The sequence below is a fragment of the Myxococcus sp. MH1 genome (assembly GCF_059738865.1).
Genome location: NZ_AP026947.1, coordinates 6893610 through 6913270, shown reverse-complemented (window position 1 = coordinate 6913270; position 19661 = coordinate 6893610). Strand labels below are relative to the sequence as shown.

Genomic DNA, 19661 nt, shown 5'->3' with positions numbered 1-19661 from the left:
GGGTGAAGTCTTGTGGCGGGACGGGACCTCCGGGGCCGCGTCTGTCGTTGACCTGTATCAAGACTGGGGAGTGGTGTCCGACCCGGCGCGACTGTCTTTGATGTTTCCTGACGTGGGGAGGATAGTTCCGCCGCCGTGTGAGGTGACGCGGCTTGTCCTCATCCGATGTGTCGTTCTGGAGGCTTCATGAACCGCATCTCGAAGGCGTTGTTCGCGGCGTTGGCGCTGGCCCCCCTGTCGGCGTTGGCGCTGCCGCCGGACTGTGATGCCCGCTGCGTGTCCCCCATCCCGTGTCGAATCGTCTGCGCCATTCCCTGGACCATGCAGGTGGTGTCGTGCGGCGTCTGGGTGGAGGACTACGACCCGGGCGCGTCGTGCGTGCCGGACACGGCGGCGCAGGCGGGGGAGGAGGAGCAGATGTTCTCGTCCGAGGACGCGGACGAGGTCGACGCGGCCTGGGAGTGCTCAGAGCAGGGCGCCGCCGAGCAGTGAGTCCCGTCCCGCTGGGACGTGTCGTGATGGGTTCAACTCGACGTTTCAACCTGGAGAATTCAATGAAGCTCATGTCGAAGACGTTGCTCGCGGGTTTCGTGGCGTGCGTGCTGTCCCCCCTGTCCGCGCTGGCGCTGCCGCCGGACTGTGACGACATCTGCGTGGAGTACGAGTCGTGCGACACCACGTGCGCCGTGCCCTGGTCCACGCGCATCATCACCTGCGGGCGGTGGGCGACCGAGTACCACCACCCGAACCCGGCGTGCATGCCCTCGCTGGCGGCCGAGGGCAGCGAGGAGGAGTCGCTGCTGTCCTCTGAGGACGCCGAGGAGGTCGACGCGTCCTGGGAGCGCGCCGCGCAGGACGTCTCCGCGGAGTAGGACCGTGGCGGGCGGGTGCGCCTGGGAGGTGACGCCTTCCCCGGCGCACCCCGCCTCGCATCAGAAGACGAAGACGCTCTTGGGCGCGAACTCGAGCGGGCTCAGCCACTCGCCTGGCAGGAGCGTCACGGGATAGCCCGAGCAGTCCTCGTTGGGGAACAGGTACGCGTTCTGGGTGCCCCGGTTGATGGCGGACTCGGCGCGGCCCTCCCAGCCGTGCTCGGGCAGGCCCACGCAGGTGGACGTGCCCGGAGGCCAGGCCCGGACGTTCCACACCGCGCCGGTGTAGTCCTCTCCATCGAACAGGCAGAGCACGTCCGAGAAGGGACAGGGATTGGTGTCATCGGCCGAGGCCTCGGCCGGGGACAAGAGCAGCGAGCCCGTCGCGAGCCCCGCCACCGTGAGAAGGGCGCCGAGTCTCCAGGAGCCCGCGCGCGTGAGACGACGGAAATCGAGCCAGTTCATACAGGTGTCTCCTCTGCCCGCCATGGGCGTTTGCCGCGGACGCATGGTGACATGGCGTTGCCTGGGGCAAGGCCCGACCTGCGCGTCTGCGATTGAGTCCATCCGCTGGTGGACTTCCCGTGGCCCGTCGGCTTGGATTGATGCGGTGCCTCTGTAAATGGCACGCCCACCTCGAATGCTGGCCGGGAGAAGTCGATGGCGAAGAAGGCGACCGCTGTTGCATGGCTTTGCTGCGCGTGGATGTCTGGCTGTGGAGGTGTCGGGCCGGTGCTCACGGACGAGACGCGGGAGACCGTGGAGAACCTGGTGGAGGCGGGGTTCCGGACGGAAGACATCCACGTGGTTGACGGTGTCGTCCAGGTGGGGGGCGACGCGGTCGTGAGCCTCCAGGCCTCGCGGGAGATGCTCGACACGGGAGGCTCGACGGCGGAGCACTACCGGACGACGAACTTGGTCTCCAGCGCGGTGAGGAAGGTCACGGTCCAGCTCCCTTCACCCGTTGCGTCGACGATTGCCGCGGGCCTGGCGGAGGCCGTCGCCAACTACAACGCGCTGGGGCTTCGCCTCACGTTCTACACCGCCAATCCGTGCCTCGCCGACCCCTCGGCGTGTCCGCCCGGCAGCCACGCCACCATCAACGTGGTCGTCAACTCCACGCTCCCCAGTGGTCCGAGCGGGGCGAGCGGCTATCCCTCCGGCGGGTTGCCTTATCCGACCATCTGGATCGGCACGGGCCTGTCCACGTACCCGCTGGATGTCATCGAGCACGTCCTCACGCATGAGCTTGGCCACACGATTGGCTTTCGCCACACGGACTTCTTCAACACCGCCATCAGCTGCGGCGGCACGCCCGTGCGCGAGGGCGCGAACCCGGGAGGCGCCATCCTCATCCCCGGGACACCCTCCAGCGCGACGCCGGGCGGCTCCATCATGAACACCTGCGTGCCCCTGAGCACGAACGGGGAGTTCACCTCGACGGACATCGCGGCGCTGAACTTCATGTACTGACCCAGGGCGCTCGGAAGCGAGGGGCACTCCGGCCGCACCCGTCGTCGGTGGGGCCCGGAGTGCCGTGGGCGTCAGAAGCTGCGACCGAGGCCGAGCACCGCGGCGTCGTTGACCCGACCCACCGTGGGCATGAGTCCCAGCGGGAGCCGGAGCTGCGGGCCGCGCGAGGACGCGAGCTGCGCCTTCCGGGTGGGGCGGGGACCGCCGCGCTGGGCCTGCCGGCAGGACGCCTTGTCGACGCATCCGCCGTAGCCCTCGTCGTCCTCGTACTCATCCAGGTCCGCGAGCAGCTCCAGGTAGCCCAGTCCAAGCGTCGCGCCGACCACGATTCCACCCAGGATGGCCTTGCCGCAGTCCCCGTCGCCCACCGCGCCGGACGCGCAGACCGCGATTCCAGCGACGAGCCCTCCGCCCGTGAGAATCAGCGGGACGAGCCAGACATGCGTGGGGATGAACTCGTCGTCCTCGTACGTGTCGGTCTGCAGGGCCCGCAGGCGGTTGCCCTCCGCCATGACACCCCTCGCGGAAGGTGAAGACATCAGCCGCAGGGCCCTGGACTGGTGGCGCGGCGAGAAGTCGAACGGGCGGGGCGCGGCATGGGCGGTGCCTGGCGTGAACAGCCAGAGGCACAGCCCGGCGAGGGCGAGGACATGCTTCGTCATGGTGGGGAGTCCGGGAATGGCGCTGACCGGCCGCCTGGCCGGCAAACGTGCGGTACTCGACGCAAGCCGCGTCGATGTATTCACACTGCGTCGCGCCCAGGCGCGCACCCCGGGATGGGGCGCGCCGGACTCCCCGGTGTGGCTACGTGCGGCGGGCCTGCGCGGACTGGCGCGCGGCCTGGAGCGTGTTGGCCAGGAGCATGGTGATGGTCATGGGGCCCACGCCGCCGGGGACGGGGGTGATGGCCTCGGCGACCTGGCTGACGCCGTCGAAGTCCACGTCGCCCACCATGCGGAAGCCGCGCGCGGAGCCGGGGTCCTCGACGCGGTTCTGTCCCACGTCGATGACCACGACGCCGGGCTTCACCATGTCGCGGGTGATGAGGTTCTGCTTGCCCACCGCGACGATGAGGATGTCCGCCTGGCGGGTGAAGGAGGCCAGGTCCGGGGTGTGCCGGTGGGTGATGGTGACGGTGGCGTCGGGGCCGGGGGCCATGAGCAGCGAGGCCAGCGGCTTGCTGACGATGAGGCTCCTGCCCACGATGACCACGTGCCGGCCCCGGGTGGGGACGTTCTCCCGGCGCAGCATCTCGAGGATGCCCGCGGGGGTGCACGGGATGAAGGCGCGGGGATCTCCCACGAAGGCCAGGCCCGCGTTGCGCGGGTGGAAGCCGTCCACGTCCTTGTCCGGGTCGATGTGCTCCAGGACGGCCTTGTAGGGAAGGTGCGCAGGGAGGGGGAGCTGGACGAGGATGCCGTGGACGGCGGGGTCCTGGTTGAGCCGGTCGATGACGGCGAAGAGCTCCTCCCGGGAGACGTCCTCGGGCAGGTTGAGCGTCTGCCCGCGCATGCCGAGCGCCTCGCACGCGCGCGTCTTGCTCGCCACGTAGGCCTGGCTGGCGGGGTTGTTGCCCACCAACACCACGGAGAGCCCCGGAGTGATTCCCTGGGCCTGGAGCTCGGCGACCTGCTGGGCCATCTCCGCCCGCATCACCCGGCTGATCTCGGTTCCATCGATGTTCCGCGCCATGGAGCGCTCCATACGCCAGTTTCCCGCCCGCGCCGCGCCCTTTCTGGGAGGGGCGACGCCTGGTCGACGGCTCGGGGCGACGGTCCGCCGCACCCAGGACACACCCGGAGCGAGAGGACCTGCTGGAACGGACGTCGCCCGTGTGACGTGGAGGACGATTCCGGCGCCGAGTCATGTGCTCATCCGTGGCGCCGGGACGGCGGTCGGTGATGCGGCGTGCCCGCGTCTTTGAACCGTGGACGCGCAATGCCTGCCCGTCGGGCGCGAGACCGTCAGGTGCGTCGGCTGGAGACAGGGCCGGGTGGTGGTGTCTCGGTTGTGGCGAATGGGGTTACAGCTGAAGACTGACAGAGGTGACCTGGCTGTGGCGTGGGGCGCTACAGTTTCAATGTGTCACCATGTATCCGGGGCGTCGCTGTCAGGAGTGTAGCATCGAGCGCCACAGCTCGGAGTGGCGTATCGTGAAATGTTGATGTTGTGTCTTGTTTTTGAGCCATCAATCACAGCAGAGTGCGTGCATCACACCTGGAGGTCGTATGCACGCTGCTTCATCGTCTGGTGGACGCATGGGTCTGTCTCGTCTTGGTTCGTTGGTGGCTGTCGCCGCCGTGGCGCTCGTCCTGGGGGCGCCGGTGCGCGCCGAGGCCCAGTGTACGAGCTGGCCCACCAACACCACGGTCACGCCGGGGACGTCGTACGCGGACACCATCAACGTCTCGGGGCTGGCCTACGGGACGTACATCATCACGGCGTCGTTCTCCGGCAGCGCGGGGCTCATCAACCTGGCCTTCAGCGCGGCGCCGGGCGTGAGCTGGAGCAACGGGCAGAAGGGCTTCATCGGCTCTTCGACGACGCTCTACCTGAGCTTCATCATGGCGGCCGGCGCCCTGCCGGGTCGTTACTCGACGGTGACGATGAACGTCGCCAACACGGCGGGCCAGACGGTGTGCAGCTCGAGCTTCGTCGTGGGCGTGCCCGGTGACGCCTGCCCGGGTGACGTGAGCTGGCTGGGCAACACCATCAAGGCGGGCTTCGACAGCGCCAACTGCTACGTGGCCGCCGTCCCCGCGCAGGACGGCTCGCCGTTCATCCACGCCAACAACTATTACGTCACGCGCGGCCCGAACAACGTGTGTGAGTACGGCTGGTTCGACGGCGCCAACTGCTACCTGGGCACGCCGCCGCCCGGGAAGTCCGCCTTCATCTGGGGCAACGCGTTCTACTACTCGCCCTGAGGCGTGAGGACTCCCCGCGCGATGTCGGCCACCGCGCGGGGAGTCGTGTCCGTTCAGCGGAACGGCCCGCTCACCTCGAAGGTGACGCCGGTGGTGCCGTCCGTCCCGCGCTGCGAGCTGAAGTACAGCCGCCGACCATCGGGGCTGAAGGCGGGGCCTGTGAGCTCGGAGCCCGAGTGTCCGTCGAGTTGGAGGAAGGGGGCCACGGTGCGCTCGGGGCCCGGGGTGATGAGGCACAGTTGCAAATCACCGCCGTCCTCGGCGACGAAGAGGTCACCCGAGCGGGACATGGTGATGTTGTCCACGCCTCGGAGCGGCGAGTCCGGGTAGAGGTCGTCGTCGTAGATGATTTCGACCTGGCCGGTGGCGGGGGTGTGGGCCCACACGCGGTTGTCGCCCTTGGTGGTGAAGTAGACGGTGCCGCTGTCGTACCAGCAGCCCTCTCCGCCATTGAAAGCGGTGGTGAGGAAGCGCTCGAGCTGGAGCGAGGCGGAGCGCGACGCGGAGACCTTCACCCAGCTGAAGCTCGCGGTGCCGTCCAGGGCGTTGCCGTTGAGCTTCGCGGCCTCCAGTCTCCCAGCGCCGAGCGAGGGCCACTGTGAGGGCGTGAAGCGGTAGAAGCGGCCCTCGGGGCGGTCCTCGGTGAGGTAGAGGCGCTGTCCCACCGGGTCCACGGCCACGGCCTCGTGGGTGAAGGCGCCGAGGGCCGAGCGGCGCTGGCCCTGGGAGGGGGAGCGCGGGTCGCATTCCCAGACATGGCCCAGGTCCCATTCCTCGCACGACAGCCAGGTGCCCCACGGGGTGGGACCTCCGGCGCAGTTGATGCTCGTGTTGGAGAGGATGCGGTAGGCGTCCACCACGTTGCCGCCGCCGTCGAAGCGGATGGAGGACACACCGCCCAGGAGGGGAATCTCGCTGTTGGAGACGTAGACCCAGCCTCCGTCACCGGTGTCGAAGCACGCGCCGCCGTCGGGGGCGAGGTGCCAGGTGTAGTTCGTCCCGGGGACGTTCTGTCCGGTCCGGGCGATGATGCGCGAGGTGAAGCCCGCGGGCAGCCTCAGGCCGTGGGCGTCCGGTGAGCCCGAGATGGCGCCATAGGGGCCGGGGCCCGGACGGGCGGGGGCGGCATAGGCCGCGCGCCAGAAGCCGGGTCCCAGGACCAGGATTCCACTGCTCATCGCGGTGAGTCGAAGGAAGTTCCTGCGCTGCATGGGCATGTCTCCAATCGCCAGGAGGGCGAAGGAGATTGAGTCGCACGGCGCGGTGCGCCCACCGCATCACGAGTCGGTGACCTTGTCGCGTGGGTGACAAGGTCACGCATTCGTCACCTCAATCGCAGCCTTCAGCGTCGCGGGGCGTGTGCGGTCACCTGCCTCATGCTCCAGTGGCAGGAGATGTTTCCAGCGGAATCCCGCAGGGGCTCCACGGCGGAGAGGAAGGCCTTGCGGACGTCCTCGCGGGTGGAGGGGGAGAGCTGGTCCGCGTCATAGGTCTGGGCGAGCGAGTCCCAGACGTGCTCCGGGGAGCCACCGTCCTGGACGAGGAGGTCGAAGACGTCGACGTGTTGGAAGGCGAGGCCGAAGAGCTGCTGGAGTCCCTCGGTGGAGCGGAAGCGCTTGTCGCCCAGGCTCAGCAGGGGGCGCGGCTGGGATTCGATTGCGGGCTTCATCAGCTCGCGGAACACGGCCAGCGAGCCCGTGGGGGCGAAGCCTCCGCCGACGACGCAGGACAGCTTGCCGTCGGGCTTGAGTGTGCGCCGGACCTCGGAGAGGACCTGTTCGCAGTCGTCCATCAGCATGAGGGCCAGGTGGCTGAGCACGACGTCGAGGCTGTCGTCCTCGAAGGGGAGCGACTGCGCGAGCCCCTGGTGGAGCGTGGCGGCGCCCTGGAGTCGGGCCTGGGCGTGGGCGAGCTCGTCGGCGCTCATGTCGAGGCCGAGGAGTCGGGGGCGGGGAGGCTCGCGGTGGGCGAGCAGCTCCAGCAGGTAGCCATCACCGCAGGCGAGGTCGAGCACGGTGTGTTCGCGCGAGTCCGAGGGGACTTCGGCGGCGAGCAGCGCGTAGGTCGAGTCGAAGCGGTGGTCGCCTCGAGTCACAGGCGTTCGGGAGAACCACCGCGCCGTCACACCGGCGAGGCGACGGTGGTAGTCGAGGAGGTAGGACTCGGTCTCCGAGGGCGGCATGGGGGTGGGTCATACCATGCCGCCCCTGGGGGTCAGTCGACGAGCAGGCGTTTCACGGGCGCGGGGTCGACGGCCACCATGAGCGGGCGTGCGAAGTTGCTGAAGGAGACCAGCGCCTGTCCTGGCGCGAGTCTCGTCACGCGGTTCCAGAGACTCTCATCGATGCTGCCCACGGTGCGTTGCATGCGGGAGATGACGGTGCTGTCGGTCATCTTGTGGATGATGAAGTTGTTGAGCAGGCCGAGCACCTCGTTGGGGAGGTGTTGGGGGAGCTGGGTGACGAAGACGAGTCCGAGCCAGCGCTTGCGGCCGCGCTTTGCGATGCGAGCCACCTGTTCGAAGAGGACGGGCATCTGGCTGATGCGGCTGGCGGAGAGGAACTCGTGGGCCTCCTCGATGATGATGAGCACGGGAGGGACGGCCTGGTCCTGGGCGTTGGCCTTTTCGTAGCGGACCTCCTGGGCTTCTTGGAGGCCGCGGAGGACATCCGCGATGACCAGGTTGTTGAGCTGCGGCGAGTCCGTGTCCGACAGGTCGATGACGGACACGCGGCCCGGAGCGAGCATCGAGTTGTAGGCGGGGCCGGGCACCGAGCCCATGTCGAAGATGTTGAGCCGGCGCAGGCGGTGGAGCTTTCCGTAGAGCGTCTTCCAGCTCACCGCGTTGCGGCTGCTCTGGGCCATGACGCGTCTCATGACCGTGCCACGGTTAGCCTTGAACTCGCTCTGGAGGAAGGGACCGGTGGGCGTCGCTTCTTCGGTCTCTTCCTCGGCCTCGGCTGTCTCTGCTGTCGTCTCCCTGCGGCGGCTGCGTGAGCGGCTTCGAGTCGTCTCCCCGCGATTCTCGTCGCCCAGGCTGTAGATGTACGCGTTCACGACGTCCAGCAGGTGCTGGATGGTCATCTTGGGATAGCCCGTGGACATCTCGTCGACTTCGAGCGCCTGCCGCCTCTCTTCATCCGTCTGCGGGAAGACCTCGAAGTCCTCCAGCAACTGCTTGGTGACGTCGTAGGCCTTGAGGAAGCGCTCCTGCTGGGCATCCGACAGGCCGAGAATTTCCGCGATGGCGTAGGGCGAGAGGCTGGAGAAGTTGAGGGAGAAGCGGTGGAGGTTGCGGTGTCGGGGGTTGCGGCTGGTGCGTCCGATGAGGTGGTGGATGTGCAGGTCGCGGACGCCCTCAGCCTGCTGGCCCCGGCGCTTGAGGGCCTCGAGCATGGGCTCATGGTCCGTGGGTTCGTCCACGTGGGTGTACTCACCCTCCACGTCGAACACGATGGTGGCGATGCCTTGGGACTGAGCGCGGTGGACGAGCGTGGCCACGGTGGTGGACTTGCCGCCGCCCGTGGTCCCGATGATGCCGGTGTGCCGGGGGAGGACGGACTTGTCGCTAGGACTGATTCGAGCCTCCATCTGCTCGTAGCCGACGACGACACCCAGGGACATGTCGCCACCGACCCCGAGCACGCGCTCGCTCTCCTCGTCCGTCAGCACGAACACGGGGCTCTGGGGGCGGGGACGGAAGCGGGGTGGCTTGAGGGTGCCTTCCACTTCTTCGCCCAGCAGCTCCACCTCGGCGCGGCCGTGGTAGTCGAACGTGTACGTGAGCTTCTTGCCGTGCGTCACGACGCCGACGGCCATCGTCGAGTTGGCGGGGACCGCGTTGGGTTCGGCGAAGGGGCCCTTGACGACGACGCCCAGGTAGGCGCGGCCATCCTCTCGGGACTTCACCCGCACCAGCGTCTGGGACGCGAGCAGGTGCAGGTCCGCGCGAGTGAGCAGCACGGTGAGCAGGTTGTCCTCGCTCGACGCGGTGTCGAAGTGGGTGAAGCCCGCGGCGGACTCGAGCTCCGGGTCGACTCGTGTCGCCGAGGAATCGTTCTTCAGCTCCTCGAGCGCGGCACGGGCCGAGGCGGGCGTCTCGCGGATGACGTTCTCTGACCCGTTGGGGGGCGTCGAGGGGGCCCTCGCCGAGAGAGGGCCGGGAGCGCGCGTCGAAGCAGGGGAGGTGGCTCCCGGGGCGCGAGATGCTCCGCCTGTGTCGGCGGAGGTTCCAGCGACAGGGGAGGGGCCTCCTGATGCGCGAGACGTGACCCCTGCGCCGGGAGGGACTCCGATGGAGCGCGATGCACCCTCCGCGCTCGAGGTCGGAGGCCCGGAGACGTTCAAGGGGCCTCCCGAAGTGCGGGGTGGGCCCTCCGAACCGGAGGCAGAGGCCCCCGAGTGGGTTGAAGGACCGCCCGAGGCGCGGGAGGCGCCGTTCAGGGCGGACGCGGTGGTTGTCGAAACAGGAGGCGATGAGCCAGGGGAGGGAGCTCTCGTGGGCCCAGGCGCTCCAGGAGGCTCGGCGCGGTCCGATGCCTGTGCGGATGACGGAGCGCGTCCGATGGACACGGGTGGAGGGGTGGGCCGGTGGGTCGAGCCATTCGGAGGCGGAGGGCGGCCGGCCGCGCCGTTGGGAGCCGGCTCGCGCTGCGCGCTCGGCGGTGGGGTTCTCGTGGCGCCATGAGGCGGTGGCGTGCCGTTGCGTGGAGGCACGGCACGTGCGCCATTCACTATCTGGAGGGAGGGAGACTTCCCGTTGATGTTGCCTGCACCCTGCGGCCTCGGTTCCTTGCCATCATTGGACATCCGTGGTCCCCCCTTAACGGCGCATCCCGCGCTCGGTCATGAACTGCAGATTGGCTCCGGCCTGGGTGTAGGCGTCCTCGACGAGCCCCAGGAAACCATCGACCCCGAAGACACCGCGGCAGGTCACCGCCGCGACATCGAGGAGCATCGGGAATCCGCGCTCGGGGCGCAGGATGCTGTCGGCCATGGCCACCCAGGCGGCCTCGTGGGCGTGGTCTTTGTGCGCGTAGAACAAGCGCGGCGCCGAGTGGTCCGATACGCGGAAGATGCCTTTGACGACGCAGGGGCTCGAGTCCCTCACGAACTTCCAGGCGCGGTGCTTGCTCCGTCCGCCGTACTCCCAGTTGCGGACGATCTGCGTGCCCTCGCGCTTGAGCGTCTCCAGGAGGGCATACTCGCCAGCGTCCAGCGCGAGTCCCATCGTGAGGAATCCCCGGTCGGTGAGGGAGTCCGAGACGTAGACGAACTTCTTGTGCTCGTGGATGAGGCGCTCGAGCACCGTGAGTGAGCGGTCCAGGAGTGACATGTAGCCCGAGCCGGAGAGCAGCTCGTGGGCGCACGGATTGCCGGAGCCCATGCGCCACTCCGCGGTGGCCTTCTCCACGAGCGCGGCGCGCTCGGCATAGGCCTGGATGCCACGGCGGGCCATGCGCGACAGGGTGTCCTGCTTCCCCTGGTAGCGGTTCTGGCGCATGTCGATGAAGTCCATCGCCTCCTGGAGAGGGTTGCTGGTGTTCTGGGACGCCATCTCCTTGCGGAACAGCCGTTTGGTGAAGGCGCCCGAGGTGCCCTGGTAGCTGACGATGCCGACGCCAATCTGGGAGATGCCGATGGGCAGGCTGTCATGGGAGACGTGGGTTCCGGTCACCGCGTCGACCTTGCTGCGAAACAGCAGGCGCTCGTGGACGAGGGACAGGTCCTCTGGAGTGACCTTGTAGACACCGGCGTCCGGGAAGGCGTCGGGGCGCGTGGCCAGCCGGGGGAAGAGCTCGCTGCGGACGATGGCGCGCAGCTCGCCCTCCTTGTGGACGGCGCTGGCGATCTCCCGGCGGAACCGCTCCATGATCTTGTCGAGGTCGAGCCCCGTGGACCACCGGTCGAGGTCCAACGTCGAGGCGAGGTCCTCGCCGAACGCCGAACGGTAGTCCGCATCGCCAAACAGCTCTTCCTTCAGTTCATCCGCCTCGGGCGGCAAGTCACTCGACATGGATTACCCCTCCTCCACTCCCAGGAACTCCGCGATGGAAAAACGGGACACGCGCAGCCGCCGACGAAGCCCATCGACGTATTCGGTGGCTTTCTCCACGGGCAGGTGGAACTGGAACCGCAAGCTGTTGATGGCATCCTCCCGAGAGAGCTGTTTCACGAGCGGCAGGACGCGCTCCACGGGCGCCAGCAGCTCGAGCGCGACCCGGTCCGCGCGGTGCTCGGCGACCACGACGTCTCGACTGGCGTAGCCCCCCGAGCCATCACGGGCCATGAGGTCCGTGCGCAGATTCAGCGGGACCTGTTCGAAGAACAGGGTCAGGGCCTCCTCGGGAGAGGGGGCCCGCTCGCCATCGAGGACTGGGAGTATCTCAGGGCCGAAGATGCTCAGTGCTCGTCTGCGGGGGAGCCACTCCTCCAGGACGAAGTGCGCGACCTCGTGGACGATGGTGAAGCGCTGCTCCGCTTCCTTTCGCTGATTGTCAAAGAAGAGGATGCCGTGTCCGCGCCACCAGGCCATGAAGCCATGGAGGTCATGATCTTGTGTCGTGAACCACTGCCCCGGGCTCCGGCGAGACAGCCAGTCCTGGGCTGTCTGCGGAGTGAATCTGGGGAGGGCAACGGGCCGGATGTGGAACTGGCCGCAGAAGCAGTCGAGCAGGTCATGGACGGACGCATGACAGTCCTTCAGTGCACAGGCTTCCACCGCTTCCTGCAGCCAGCTTTCCATCACGTGTCCGTTTCTTCATCCGGGAGGTGGTCTTGGGCCGCCATCCGGATGGGGGTCGTCGACCCGGTTCGTGTGCCGTTGGAGAAGACATTGATGACGTCGACGTGGCGAATCACCTGCATCAGCGTCAGCCGGTCGACACCGAACTTCTGGGCGATGGCGGTGCACTGCTCGCTGAAGCTGTCGCCTTCGGGGCGGCGGCACAGGGACATCCAGTGGAGCGTCTCCTGGGTGCACCCCAGCTCCTCCGCCAGCGTGTCCTCGTTGATGCCCTCGATTTGTCTGTACTGCTCGAATGTGTAGGCCATTGACCAGGGCTCGCTCCGGCCGCGTCGGGCCGCTCGCTCGAGCCATTCAGGATTCGTCATCTCGGTCCTCCTTCCCGATGCGCCTCAACGTCTTGATGAGGCGGTCTCGATTCCGCTTCACCTCGCGACGGCGGTCCTGCTCCGGCATGGGGGGAAGTCCCATGGCCTTGGCGAGGATTCGAGTGGAGCCTTCTCCCTGGAGGATCAGCCCGATGGCATCCCGGTCCTGTTCCGACAATCCGGCTTGGTCGATTCGTCTCACGGCGAGCCTGGCTTCCACGGTGACCTCCAGGCTTTCATTCGGTGCCCTCGCGCGAAGTTCGAAAACAGTCCCGAATTCCCGTTCCCGGCGGCTGCGGGCTACCTGGGAGCGGTAGCGATCGAAGAGCTTCTTCTTGGCTGCCTCCCTCAGGTAGGTGGACAGCCGACCCTTCTGCGGGAGGTACCGTTCAGGACGCGCCACATAGGAGTGGATGACGTCGACGACCGCGTCCCAGACCTCCTCCTTGGATCGGTTCAAGCTCCTGCACAGACGCGCAGTGATTGGGTCGACGAAGACCGCGAAGGCCTCCGCGGTAGCCAATGACTCATCCTTCTTCAGGATGCGTTCGTGAAGCTCCTGCTCCTCCGATGGTGTTGGAAGACTCATCCCCACTCCTCGCCGGGAACACGTGCCCGCTCTCGGGTTGACATCGAACTGTGTGTCCTTTCGTTACCGGCTCGGTGAGTTCGACGGCCTGTGTCTCGTTCACGTCCGCGGAAGGTTGGTCGCGGAGCGAAGCAATGTCTGTACCTCCCGGGTGGTATGGCTCAGGGTGGACGAGACATGGGGTGGTGGGCGCAGTCGGGGCGGGGGCGCCGAAGAAGGGGGACGGGGTCGGTATGTCGCCGGCCTGTTTCAGGAGGGACCCATGACGTCCATGCACTGCCGAGTCGCCACCACCCAGCGCGAGTTGGATGACGCGCTGCGGATCCGCTGGGCTGTTTTCGGAGGAGAGCTGCGCTTGCTGGGGGGCAAGCCGTCACCGACGCGGCGCGAGGTGAGCTGCTTCGACACGCTGGAGACGACGGTGCATCTGGTGGTCTACGCGGACCGGACGCCGGTGGCGACGCTGCGGATGTTGTTGACGAATCCGGAGGTGGCGCTGGCGACGGGAGGGCGACTGGGGGTGGAGATGGAGCAGAAGCTGGACCTGTCGAGTCTGGTGGGGCCGGGGCGGGTCATCGCGGAGACGGCGCGCTTCTGCGTGCTCGAACAGTGGCGGCACACGGAGGCGGTGGCGCACCTGCAGGCGGGCATCTACGCGGAGAGCCGGCGGCGCGGCGTGACGCACTGGGTTGCCGCGGCCAACATGGACACGGACTCACACGAGGACGCGCGGCTGATTGCGTGTGTGGCGGAGCACCGGGGTTGGGTGAGCCCGCGTTGGCGGGTGAGGTCGACGGTGCCTCATGAGTCGCCCGCGATCCCCAGGAGCCCGTTCTATACGCCGGCGGAGCGCGAGCGGGCAGGGCAGGGGTTGTTGGCGGGATTGAGGATGCCCCGGGCGCCGTCGCTGTTCGCCAGGAAGATGGGCGCGCGGTTCGTGGGTCAGCCGCTGTACGACGCGAGCTTCCACCGTTTCACGCTGCCGCTCGTGGCGGCGCTCGATGAGATTCCCGCCAGCACGTTGGAGCGCTTCCGGGCGTTGGATGGTGGACTGCGACGAGCTGGTTAGACCCGGTCGAACTCGTTCCTTCACGGCTTGCCAAGTTTGGGGCTGACGGTCGCGGTCCTGCTCACGTCATTGCGATACAGGCAGTCCATCCATGGGCGTCCGCGAGTTGTGATGTTTCGTACCACTGGAGTGGTAGAGACAATCCAGCCGCGGGGTCGCATGCTTCTCGTCGAAGTGGACATCAGGCCAGACAAGCATGTCAGGCCTCTGTTCGTTCGAGGGAGGCATTGAATGTCGAAGTGGGCTGATTATGGTGTTTTCCGGGTGAAGTATGACAACGACCACACCAAGATCGTCGAGGTCGAGGTGCGCCCAGATCTGGGCACGAGCTTTGGCGATGCACGGAAGATGCGCCGTCAAGACGTGGTTTCCGCCATCGACGAGCAGAAGAAGACGTTCGTCACGGTGTATTTGAAGGACAATCAGAACAAGAAGGGAGAGGATGTCCGTACGGTGTCGGTTGGCAACGAGAAGTACCTTCGCACTGACACCAATTCGACGAGGGCAGACAACCTCGGCTCGCTGCCCGAATACACGTGAGTGACGGCGACCTCGATGCCCTGCTCTTCGAGGTCGTCACGCTTCTGGCTGGAGGGATGCACGAGAGCCGTCGATGACCTGGTCGCTCCACGACTCGTTGCGGAGCGGGCTCCTATGCCGAGGGCCGCTGGGAGGGCAGGGTGACACGCAGCGCTTCCGGGCTTCCCGTGAGCACCAGTCGGTCAACGGCCCGGGTCATGGCGACATATAGGAGGCGCGCCTTCTCCTTGGCGTCTTTCACATGTCGAGAGGGCCGCCCGACCCCGGGAATCGCGATGACTGGAAATTCCAGGCCCTTGCTGGAATGGAAGGTGATGACCTTGACGCTGTCTTCCATGGGTCTCAGCGCGGATTGAGGCGCGCGAGTGCCCACCCACTGGGACGGGATGCCTGACTTCTGAAGCTGGTGGATGGCCGCGTCTCCGACATCGACGGTGCGGTAGAGCACCGCCATGTCACTCCAGCGGAGGCCTTCCGAGCGGAGTTGCTGCAGGTGCCCGGTGATGTATTGCAGCTCGACCCTCAAGTTGGGCAACGCAATGACTTGCGGCGGAGGCCCATGTCGGCCCTGAGCTATCCCCTCATTTGACGTTTCTCCTCGGAGAACCCATGAGCAGCCGACCAAGCGAGCTCAGAGGGAGAATCCGAAATGAGGGGATGCCTCAGCCTCACGGAGCCACTTGAGGTGGAGGCGAGTCGCGCAAACGGTCACATCATGAGCTTACTTATCCCATGAAATTCCCAAGACGTACAGGTTCTTGTTGATCGCGGCCTTGATTTCCTTCTCAAGCTCTGATTCGAAGGCAGGGCCAATTTTTGCCTGCGCCGCCGCGACTGCCGCTTGCAATTCCGCGTCGGCAGTCAGTTCCCCCTTGATATTCCTGAGGATATTCTGCGTCGCCGTGCCAGAAACTTGCAAAACGAGCATCTGCTTTCGAACGAACTTGTTTATGGAAGCGTCTTGGCAGTTTCTATCCTGCTTTAGTTCCAAATACGCGCTTCGCTTCATGCTGTAGACGTGCGCTTCGAGCTCCAGTTGTGTGGTCAGCACCCTCTTGAGCGCAGCGTCAAGCTTTGCTGTTGCGGATGCCTGCCCCAACAAGCCAATAGCCTTTGTGAGCCGCCCCTGAATGTCTGCCTTAAGGCGCAGAGCGTTGGTCTGGGTGACATTCATCGATGCCGTGGTAACTGGAATGGCATCGTAATCGCTGTCTGCAATTTGTCGGCACGAGAGTGGGGTCGCCCAAGGCCATCCCTTTTGAGAATGATCGTCTGTTGCCCCCAGAAGATCTTGGACCGGTTCCGTAGCAACATAGGGCGAGGTATTCACCCATTGAATAACCTGTCCTCCAAGTCCGCAGTTGGTTGACTTGCCGCAAAGGTCTGAGCGGTGGATCTCTGTTGGCACTGCGGGGATTGCCCAGCGTACACAACCAGAGGTAGTTGCGACCAAGCCAAACAGAAGGGCATACATCAAGTGGCGCATATTCGTAAATGCTCCTTGCTTGTGGATGGACTTCCTTGTTGAGCCACAAACCTTGCACGGCGGCAAATTTTCAGCAAGTGGGCTTGTGTTCCCCGAGCAAGGGCTTGAATCGGAGCCCTCTGGCGACCATTTGCCCCGAGCGCCATGCCCTTCAGGGCAATAGACAAGCGCGAAAACGGATCGGCAGGTTGATGAAATGCCGCTTCCGTCGTTCTTCCGCGTTTCGCAACGGTTCTTCTCAGGGCATCAAACTGAGTGCAATACAGAAAAAGACAGTGGCATCTTTCGGCGTAGATTTTGAAGTCCTCACCAATGTCGCTATCCATTCCCTCGTCACCAAGTCGGGATCCAGGACGCGTACAGAGCTTTGGTATCCGTCCGGTCATCGACGTGGCGTGAGGGGTTGAAGACGGACGAGGTCCGTGCCCGACAGAGGCCGGGGCCGGAGGTGTGTTCAGGAAGCGGGTTGGGGGTGTGACTCGGGCGGGCCGGTGGTCTGCCGACGCTTCCACTCGTGAGGCAGCAGCTCCGCGATGCGCGAGTTGGGATGCGTCTGGACGCGGAGCAGGACGTCAGCCAGGTATGCCTCAGGGTTGACGCCGTTGGCCTCGCAGGTGGCCACCAGGGCGTAGAGGCCCGCGAGGTTCTCACCCGCAGCTTCGTGCCCGACGAAGAGAAAGTTCTTCCTGCCGAGGGCAACGCCCCGTTCATTCTGCCGTAAGCATCGCGGAAGTTGCCCAGGTCCAATACCAATGGCACCCCTTGGTGGGCCAGCAGGTTCCAGTCCTGTACCGAGAACATCGCAAAGGAGAGCAAGTCGCTATTTGCGAACTGCTTGATGGCTCGCGAGCGGTTGTCCCCGCCTGGATGCTGGAGCGGGCGGCTTGCGCGACGCTGACTTTCGGCATTCCGCGGGTTTCGTTGGAGGCACTTCGCGATTTGCGCCGGTTGCTCGACGCGCAGGCATCCGAGCACGCGTCGGCAACCACCTCAGGCTTGAGGGTGGAGGTCGCGCATGGCCAACCACCAGGAAAGGAAGCCGAAACAGCTCTCGCTCCCGCTCGGAAGGGCGCCGAGTCCCCGGGTCACCGAAGAGCAGCACCACCAAGTGGTACTGCTGCTCGCGCAGTTCCTGCTGAGCACGGTGCCTCCGCCAAGCCGCGGCGACGGCGCCGCGACGGAGGCCGGCGATGAACCGTACTGAGTTGCCGGAGACGGTCCTGCAGCGGCGCGCCATCGTCTACGTCCGTCAATCCACCGTCGCGCAGGTTCAGGACAACGTGGAGAGTCAGCGCCGCCAGTATGCGCTCGCTGACCTGGCGCGCGCCTACGGATTCCGTGACGTCGTCACCATCGATGAAGACCTTGGCCGCTCGGCCAGCGGGACGATCGCCCGTCCGGGCTTCGAGGCGCTGGTAGCACAACTTTGCCAGGGCCGCGTCGGAGCCGTCTTCTGCCTGGAGGCTTCCCGGCTGGCGCGCAACGGTCGTGAGTGGCACCACCTCCTGGAGTTGTGTGGCCTTGTGGATGCTCGCGTTGTCGACGGCGACGGTGCCTATGACCCGAGCGTGCCGAATGACCGGCTACTCCTCGGGCTGAAGGGGACCATCAGTGAATTCGAGCTGACCCTGATGCGCCGCCGGCTCATCGACGGAGCGCAGGCCAAGGCACGGCGCGGGGAACTCCATATTCCCGTGCCGGTCGGTTACCTGTGGGCCCAGGGGCCTGCCTTGGAAATAGACCCGGACCGGCGCGTGCAGGAAGCCATCCGTACGGTATTCCGACTCTTCGCGCGCCTGGAGAGCGCACGGCAGGTGCATCTGTCCATGTGCCGTGAGCGCCACCTGTTCCCACGGCCGAGCGATGGCAAGCGGTGGGGGGCACCCAGGTGCTGGACGCCACCGACCTACCGCAACATCATCAGCGTGTTACAGAATCCTGTCTACGCAGGCGTGTATGCGTATGGGAAGTCGACCCAGCGCACCCAGCTTGTCGAGGGGCGCCTTACGAAGAGCTACGGGCACCCCCGTCCCATGCACCTATGGACGGTGCTGCTGAGAGACCATCATGCAGGCTACATTTGCTGGGAAGAGTTCGAGCGCAACCAGGAACGCCTGCGGCGCAACGCGCACCGCCGCCCTGCTGGCAGCGCGAAGTCGGCAAGAGGCGGAGGAGCCCTGCTCTCGGGCCTGCTGCGTTGCCGCCGCTGTGGGCGCATGCTCCTCGTGGCGTACACCGGGCGTCCGCCGCGCCGCGCGCGCTACCTCTGTCACCGGGGCCGGGAGGCCCACGGCACCGCGCCCTGCATCTCCTTCGGCTCCTCTCGGCCGGACGACCTCGTTGCGGCCGAGGTGCTGCGAGCCGTCGCTCCCGTCGCCGTGGAAGCAGCAATAGCCGCCATGGACCTTGCCCAGCAGCAACACGCCGAGCGGCGGCGCGCCCTCGAACTCGAGAAGGAGCAGGCGAACTACGAGGTGCGTCTCGCACAGCGTCGCTACGAAGCCGTTGACCCGGACAATCGACTCGTCGCCGCCGAGTTGGAAGCGCGATGGAATGCGGCACTCACGCAACTGCGTGCATGCGAGCAGCGCGTCAGTGAGCGGGAGCCTTCGTCTGCCTCCGTCCCGGACCGCGAAGCGCTGTTACGTTTGGCAGGCGACCTGCGCACAGCATGGGACGCCTCAGGGGCGGATGCCGCCTTGAAGCAGCGACTGGTGCGTACCCTGATTGAGGAGGTAGTCGTCGACATCGACGATGCTCGCCGAGAGCTGGTGCTCATCATTCACTGGCGGGGTGGGCAGCACTCAGAGGTGCGAGCACGCAAGCCCGCCACGGGAGAGCACCGCAAGCGTGCCTCCGCCGACGCCGATGCGATGATTCGTGCGATGGCTGGCGAGCAGTCGGACGCGGCCATGGCGGTACGTCTCAACCAGGCGGGCCACCGAACTGGCCACGGCCTTGCGTGGACCCATAGGCGCGTCGCTGCGTACCGACGGACGGCCCGAATTCCAGCCTACGCCTCTGGCCGGCAGGACAGCGGCTGGCTCACCATGCGGGATGCTGCCGCAGCCCTCGGCGTGCCGAACCAAGCCATTCGAAAACTCATCCAGTGTGGGCTTCTCCCCGCCAAGCAGGTGATGCCGGATGCTCCGTGGCAGATTCGAGCGGAGGACCTGCGAGCGACACACGTGCTTGAGGCCGTCCACAAGCGACGTAGGAGCCCTCGCGGCGCGAGCAAGCCCCGCCGTCGCGTGAAGCGGTCGACAACGCCCCGAAGAGGTGACGCACAATGAAACTCCCATTGCCCTCGGCAGGAAGAACTTTCTCTTCGTCGGGCACGAAGCTGCGGGTGAGAACCTCGCGGGCCTCTACGCCCTGGTGGCCACCTGCGAGGCCAACGGCGTCAACCCCGAGACGTACCTGGCCGACGTCCTGCTCCGCGTCCAGACGCATCCCAACGCGCGCATCGCGGAGCTGTTGCCGCACGAGTGGAAGCGTCGGCAGACCACCGGTCCGCCCGAGTCACATCTCCAACCCTCGCGCTGAACAGCCCTCTGGTCCCGGCATCCGTCGGGCACGGACCTCGTCCATC

General features: G+C 66.3%; 21 protein-coding genes and 3 pseudogenes. 10 read left to right on the top strand and 14 right to left on the bottom strand.

The features are described from left to right. The first annotated feature begins 186 nt into the window (after positions 1-186). Both AC6JA9_RS26885 and AC6JA9_RS26880 read left to right on the top strand, forming a co-directional pair. Entirely contained in the window at positions 187-492 is a 306-nt protein-coding gene (locus AC6JA9_RS26885) for a hypothetical protein (RefSeq protein ID WP_267700431.1), read from the top strand. Positions 493-554: 62 nt separating this feature from the next. Further along, on the top strand, positions 555-872 hold the full coding sequence (locus AC6JA9_RS26880; RefSeq protein ID WP_267700432.1) for a hypothetical protein: 318 nt from the start codon (positions 555-557) through the stop codon (positions 870-872). Between the two features lie 60 nt (positions 873-932). Here AC6JA9_RS26880 and AC6JA9_RS26875 read toward each other — a convergent pair whose 3' ends face one another. Further along, positions 933-1337, bottom strand: coding sequence for a peptidase inhibitor family I36 protein (locus tag AC6JA9_RS26875; RefSeq protein ID WP_223785594.1), 405 nt, complete (start codon positions 1335-1337; stop codon positions 933-935). A gap of 195 nt (positions 1338-1532) precedes the next feature. Here AC6JA9_RS26875 and AC6JA9_RS26870 point away from each other — a divergent pair, with 195 nt between their 5' ends. Continuing rightward, entirely contained in the window at positions 1533-2345 is an 813-nt protein-coding gene (locus tag AC6JA9_RS26870; protein WP_497958042.1) for a M57 family metalloprotease, read from the top strand. A gap of 71 nt (positions 2346-2416) precedes the next feature. Here the strand turns inward: AC6JA9_RS26870 and AC6JA9_RS26865 are convergent, their stop codons facing one another. Together AC6JA9_RS26865 and AC6JA9_RS26860 are read right to left on the bottom strand one after the other, a co-directional pair. Further along, positions 2417-3007 (bottom strand): hypothetical protein, encoded by a 591-nt coding sequence (locus AC6JA9_RS26865; RefSeq protein WP_223785596.1) that lies wholly within the window; start codon positions 3005-3007, stop codon positions 2417-2419. A gap of 142 nt (positions 3008-3149) precedes the next feature. After that, entirely contained in the window at positions 3150-4037 is an 888-nt protein-coding gene (locus tag AC6JA9_RS26860) for a bifunctional 5,10-methylenetetrahydrofolate dehydrogenase/5,10-methenyltetrahydrofolate cyclohydrolase (protein WP_248546069.1), read from the bottom strand. A gap of 566 nt (positions 4038-4603) precedes the next feature. Between AC6JA9_RS26860 and AC6JA9_RS26855 the strand changes: the two genes are divergently transcribed. Beyond that, positions 4604-5272 carry a hypothetical protein gene (locus AC6JA9_RS26855; RefSeq protein WP_267700436.1) on the top strand — a complete coding sequence of 223 codons (669 nt, stop codon included), beginning with the start codon at positions 4604-4606 and terminating at the stop codon, positions 5270-5272. A gap of 53 nt (positions 5273-5325) precedes the next feature. On the opposite strand, the gene AC6JA9_RS26850 is transcribed toward AC6JA9_RS26855, so the two are convergent. From AC6JA9_RS26850 to AC6JA9_RS26820, 7 genes are all read right to left on the bottom strand, one after another. Then, complete coding sequence (locus AC6JA9_RS26850) at positions 5326-6489, bottom strand: alkaline phosphatase PhoX (RefSeq protein WP_223785599.1); 1164 nt, start codon at positions 6487-6489, stop codon at positions 5326-5328. Between the two features lie 125 nt (positions 6490-6614). Continuing rightward, positions 6615-7454, bottom strand: a complete 840-nt coding sequence (locus AC6JA9_RS26845; protein ID WP_223785600.1) for a methyltransferase domain-containing protein — start codon at positions 7452-7454, stop codon at positions 6615-6617. Between the two features lie 32 nt (positions 7455-7486). After that, a complete protein-coding gene (locus AC6JA9_RS26840) occupies positions 7487-10081 on the bottom strand; it encodes an ATP-binding protein (protein WP_473569000.1) in 2595 nt (864 codons plus the stop codon). 13 nt (positions 10082-10094) lie between these two features. Further along, positions 10095-11288 (bottom strand): hypothetical protein, encoded by a 1194-nt coding sequence (locus AC6JA9_RS26835; RefSeq protein WP_223752149.1) that lies wholly within the window; start codon positions 11286-11288, stop codon positions 10095-10097. 3 nt (positions 11289-11291) lie between these two features. Then, complete coding sequence (locus tag AC6JA9_RS26830) at positions 11292-12017, bottom strand: ImmA/IrrE family metallo-endopeptidase (protein ID WP_426730661.1); 726 nt, start codon at positions 12015-12017, stop codon at positions 11292-11294. Further along, entirely contained in the window at positions 12017-12325 is a 309-nt protein-coding gene (locus AC6JA9_RS26825; protein ID WP_267700440.1) for a hypothetical protein, read from the bottom strand. The genes AC6JA9_RS26830 and AC6JA9_RS26825 overlap by 1 nt, the downstream gene beginning before the upstream one ends. A gap of 46 nt (positions 12326-12371) precedes the next feature. Next, entirely contained in the window at positions 12372-12974 is a 603-nt protein-coding gene (locus AC6JA9_RS26820) for an RNA polymerase sigma factor (RefSeq protein ID WP_497958041.1), read from the bottom strand. Positions 12975-13236: 262 nt separating this feature from the next. Here AC6JA9_RS26820 and AC6JA9_RS26815 point away from each other — a divergent pair, with 262 nt between their 5' ends. Both AC6JA9_RS26815 and AC6JA9_RS26810 read left to right on the top strand, forming a co-directional pair. Further along, positions 13237-14043, top strand: a complete 807-nt coding sequence (locus AC6JA9_RS26815) for a GNAT family N-acyltransferase (protein WP_267700442.1) — start codon at positions 13237-13239, stop codon at positions 14041-14043. 231 nt (positions 14044-14274) lie between these two features. Beyond that, the gene (locus tag AC6JA9_RS26810; RefSeq protein ID WP_267700444.1) at positions 14275-14583 is read left to right on the top strand and encodes a DUF3892 domain-containing protein; all 309 of its coding nucleotides are present in this window, start codon (positions 14275-14277) and stop codon (positions 14581-14583) included. Between the two features lie 112 nt (positions 14584-14695). On the opposite strand, the gene AC6JA9_RS26805 is transcribed toward AC6JA9_RS26810, so the two are convergent. The 4 genes and pseudogenes from AC6JA9_RS26805 to AC6JA9_RS26790 form a co-directional block, all read right to left on the bottom strand. After that, positions 14696-15037 carry a 3'-5' exonuclease gene (locus AC6JA9_RS26805; RefSeq protein ID WP_497958040.1) on the bottom strand — a complete coding sequence of 114 codons (342 nt, stop codon included), beginning with the start codon at positions 15035-15037 and terminating at the stop codon, positions 14696-14698. A 267-nt stretch (positions 15038-15304) separates the two neighbouring features. After that, positions 15305-16069 (bottom strand): hypothetical protein, encoded by a 765-nt coding sequence (locus tag AC6JA9_RS26800; RefSeq protein WP_497958039.1) that lies wholly within the window; start codon positions 16067-16069, stop codon positions 15305-15307. Beyond that, positions 16057-16395, bottom strand: coding sequence for a hypothetical protein (locus AC6JA9_RS26795; protein ID WP_497958038.1), 339 nt, complete (start codon positions 16393-16395; stop codon positions 16057-16059). The genes AC6JA9_RS26800 and AC6JA9_RS26795 overlap by 13 nt, the downstream gene beginning before the upstream one ends. A 128-nt stretch (positions 16396-16523) precedes the next feature. Next, positions 16524-16847, bottom strand: a pseudogene (locus tag AC6JA9_RS26790) (transposase domain-containing protein); the annotation flags it as partial. Between AC6JA9_RS26790 and AC6JA9_RS26785 the strand changes: the two are divergent. The 4 genes and pseudogenes from AC6JA9_RS26785 to AC6JA9_RS26770 all read left to right on the top strand — a co-directional run. Continuing rightward, a pseudogene (locus AC6JA9_RS26785) lies at positions 16835-16966 on the top strand (hypothetical protein); the annotation flags it as partial. The pseudogenes AC6JA9_RS26790 and AC6JA9_RS26785 overlap by 13 nt on opposite strands. Positions 16967-17084: 118 nt before the next feature. Further along, a complete protein-coding gene (locus AC6JA9_RS26780) occupies positions 17085-17273 on the top strand; it encodes a hypothetical protein (RefSeq protein WP_267697237.1) in 189 nt (62 codons plus the stop codon). After that, positions 17260-19362, top strand: a complete 2103-nt coding sequence (locus AC6JA9_RS26775) for a recombinase family protein (RefSeq protein ID WP_267697236.1) — start codon at positions 17260-17262, stop codon at positions 19360-19362. The genes AC6JA9_RS26780 and AC6JA9_RS26775 overlap by 14 nt, the downstream gene beginning before the upstream one ends. A gap of 10 nt (positions 19363-19372) precedes the next feature. Continuing rightward, positions 19373-19615 (top strand): annotated as a pseudogene (locus tag AC6JA9_RS26770) (transposase domain-containing protein); the annotation flags it as partial. Positions 19616-19661: the final 46 nt, after the last annotated feature.

Bases quoted from the DNA above. Each gene is read 5' to 3' on its own strand.
- AC6JA9_RS26885 (WP_267700431.1), top strand. From the start codon at position 187: ATGAACCGCATCTCGAAGGCGTTGTTCGCGGCGTTGGCGCTGGCCCCC.
- AC6JA9_RS26880 (WP_267700432.1), top strand. From the start codon at position 555: ATGAAGCTCATGTCGAAGACGTTGCTCGCGGGTTTCGTGGCGTGCGTG.
- AC6JA9_RS26875 (WP_223785594.1), bottom strand. From the start codon at position 1,337: ATGAACTGGCTCGATTTCCGTCGTCTCACGCGCGCGGGCTCCTGGAGA.
- AC6JA9_RS26870 (WP_497958042.1), top strand. From the start codon at position 1,533: ATGGCGAAGAAGGCGACCGCTGTTGCATGGCTTTGCTGCGCGTGGATG.
- AC6JA9_RS26865 (WP_223785596.1), bottom strand. From the start codon at position 3,007: ATGACGAAGCATGTCCTCGCCCTCGCCGGGCTGTGCCTCTGGCTGTTC.
- AC6JA9_RS26860 (WP_248546069.1), bottom strand. From the start codon at position 4,037: ATGGCGCGGAACATCGATGGAACCGAGATCAGCCGGGTGATGCGGGCG.
- AC6JA9_RS26855 (WP_267700436.1), top strand. From the start codon at position 4,604: ATGGGTCTGTCTCGTCTTGGTTCGTTGGTGGCTGTCGCCGCCGTGGCG.
- AC6JA9_RS26850 (WP_223785599.1), bottom strand. From the start codon at position 6,489: ATGCCCATGCAGCGCAGGAACTTCCTTCGACTCACCGCGATGAGCAGT.
- AC6JA9_RS26845 (WP_223785600.1), bottom strand. From the start codon at position 7,454: ATGCCGCCCTCGGAGACCGAGTCCTACCTCCTCGACTACCACCGTCGC.
- AC6JA9_RS26840 (WP_473569000.1), bottom strand. From the start codon at position 10,081: ATGTCCAATGATGGCAAGGAACCGAGGCCGCAGGGTGCAGGCAACATC.
- AC6JA9_RS26835 (WP_223752149.1), bottom strand. From the start codon at position 11,288: ATGTCGAGTGACTTGCCGCCCGAGGCGGATGAACTGAAGGAAGAGCTG.
- AC6JA9_RS26830 (WP_426730661.1), bottom strand. From the start codon at position 12,017: ATGGAAAGCTGGCTGCAGGAAGCGGTGGAAGCCTGTGCACTGAAGGAC.
- AC6JA9_RS26825 (WP_267700440.1), bottom strand. From the start codon at position 12,325: ATGGCCTACACATTCGAGCAGTACAGACAAATCGAGGGCATCAACGAG.
- AC6JA9_RS26820 (WP_497958041.1), bottom strand. From the start codon at position 12,974: ATGAGTCTTCCAACACCATCGGAGGAGCAGGAGCTTCACGAACGCATC.
- AC6JA9_RS26815 (WP_267700442.1), top strand. From the start codon at position 13,237: ATGACGTCCATGCACTGCCGAGTCGCCACCACCCAGCGCGAGTTGGAT.
- AC6JA9_RS26810 (WP_267700444.1), top strand. From the start codon at position 14,275: ATGTCGAAGTGGGCTGATTATGGTGTTTTCCGGGTGAAGTATGACAAC.
- AC6JA9_RS26805 (WP_497958040.1), bottom strand. From the start codon at position 15,037: ATGGCGGTGCTCTACCGCACCGTCGATGTCGGAGACGCGGCCATCCAC.
- AC6JA9_RS26800 (WP_497958039.1), bottom strand. From the start codon at position 16,069: ATGCGCCACTTGATGTATGCCCTTCTGTTTGGCTTGGTCGCAACTACC.
- AC6JA9_RS26795 (WP_497958038.1), bottom strand. From the start codon at position 16,395: ATGGATAGCGACATTGGTGAGGACTTCAAAATCTACGCCGAAAGATGC.
- AC6JA9_RS26780 (WP_267697237.1), top strand. From the start codon at position 17,085: ATGGCCAACCACCAGGAAAGGAAGCCGAAACAGCTCTCGCTCCCGCTC.
- AC6JA9_RS26775 (WP_267697236.1), top strand. From the start codon at position 17,260: ATGAACCGTACTGAGTTGCCGGAGACGGTCCTGCAGCGGCGCGCCATC.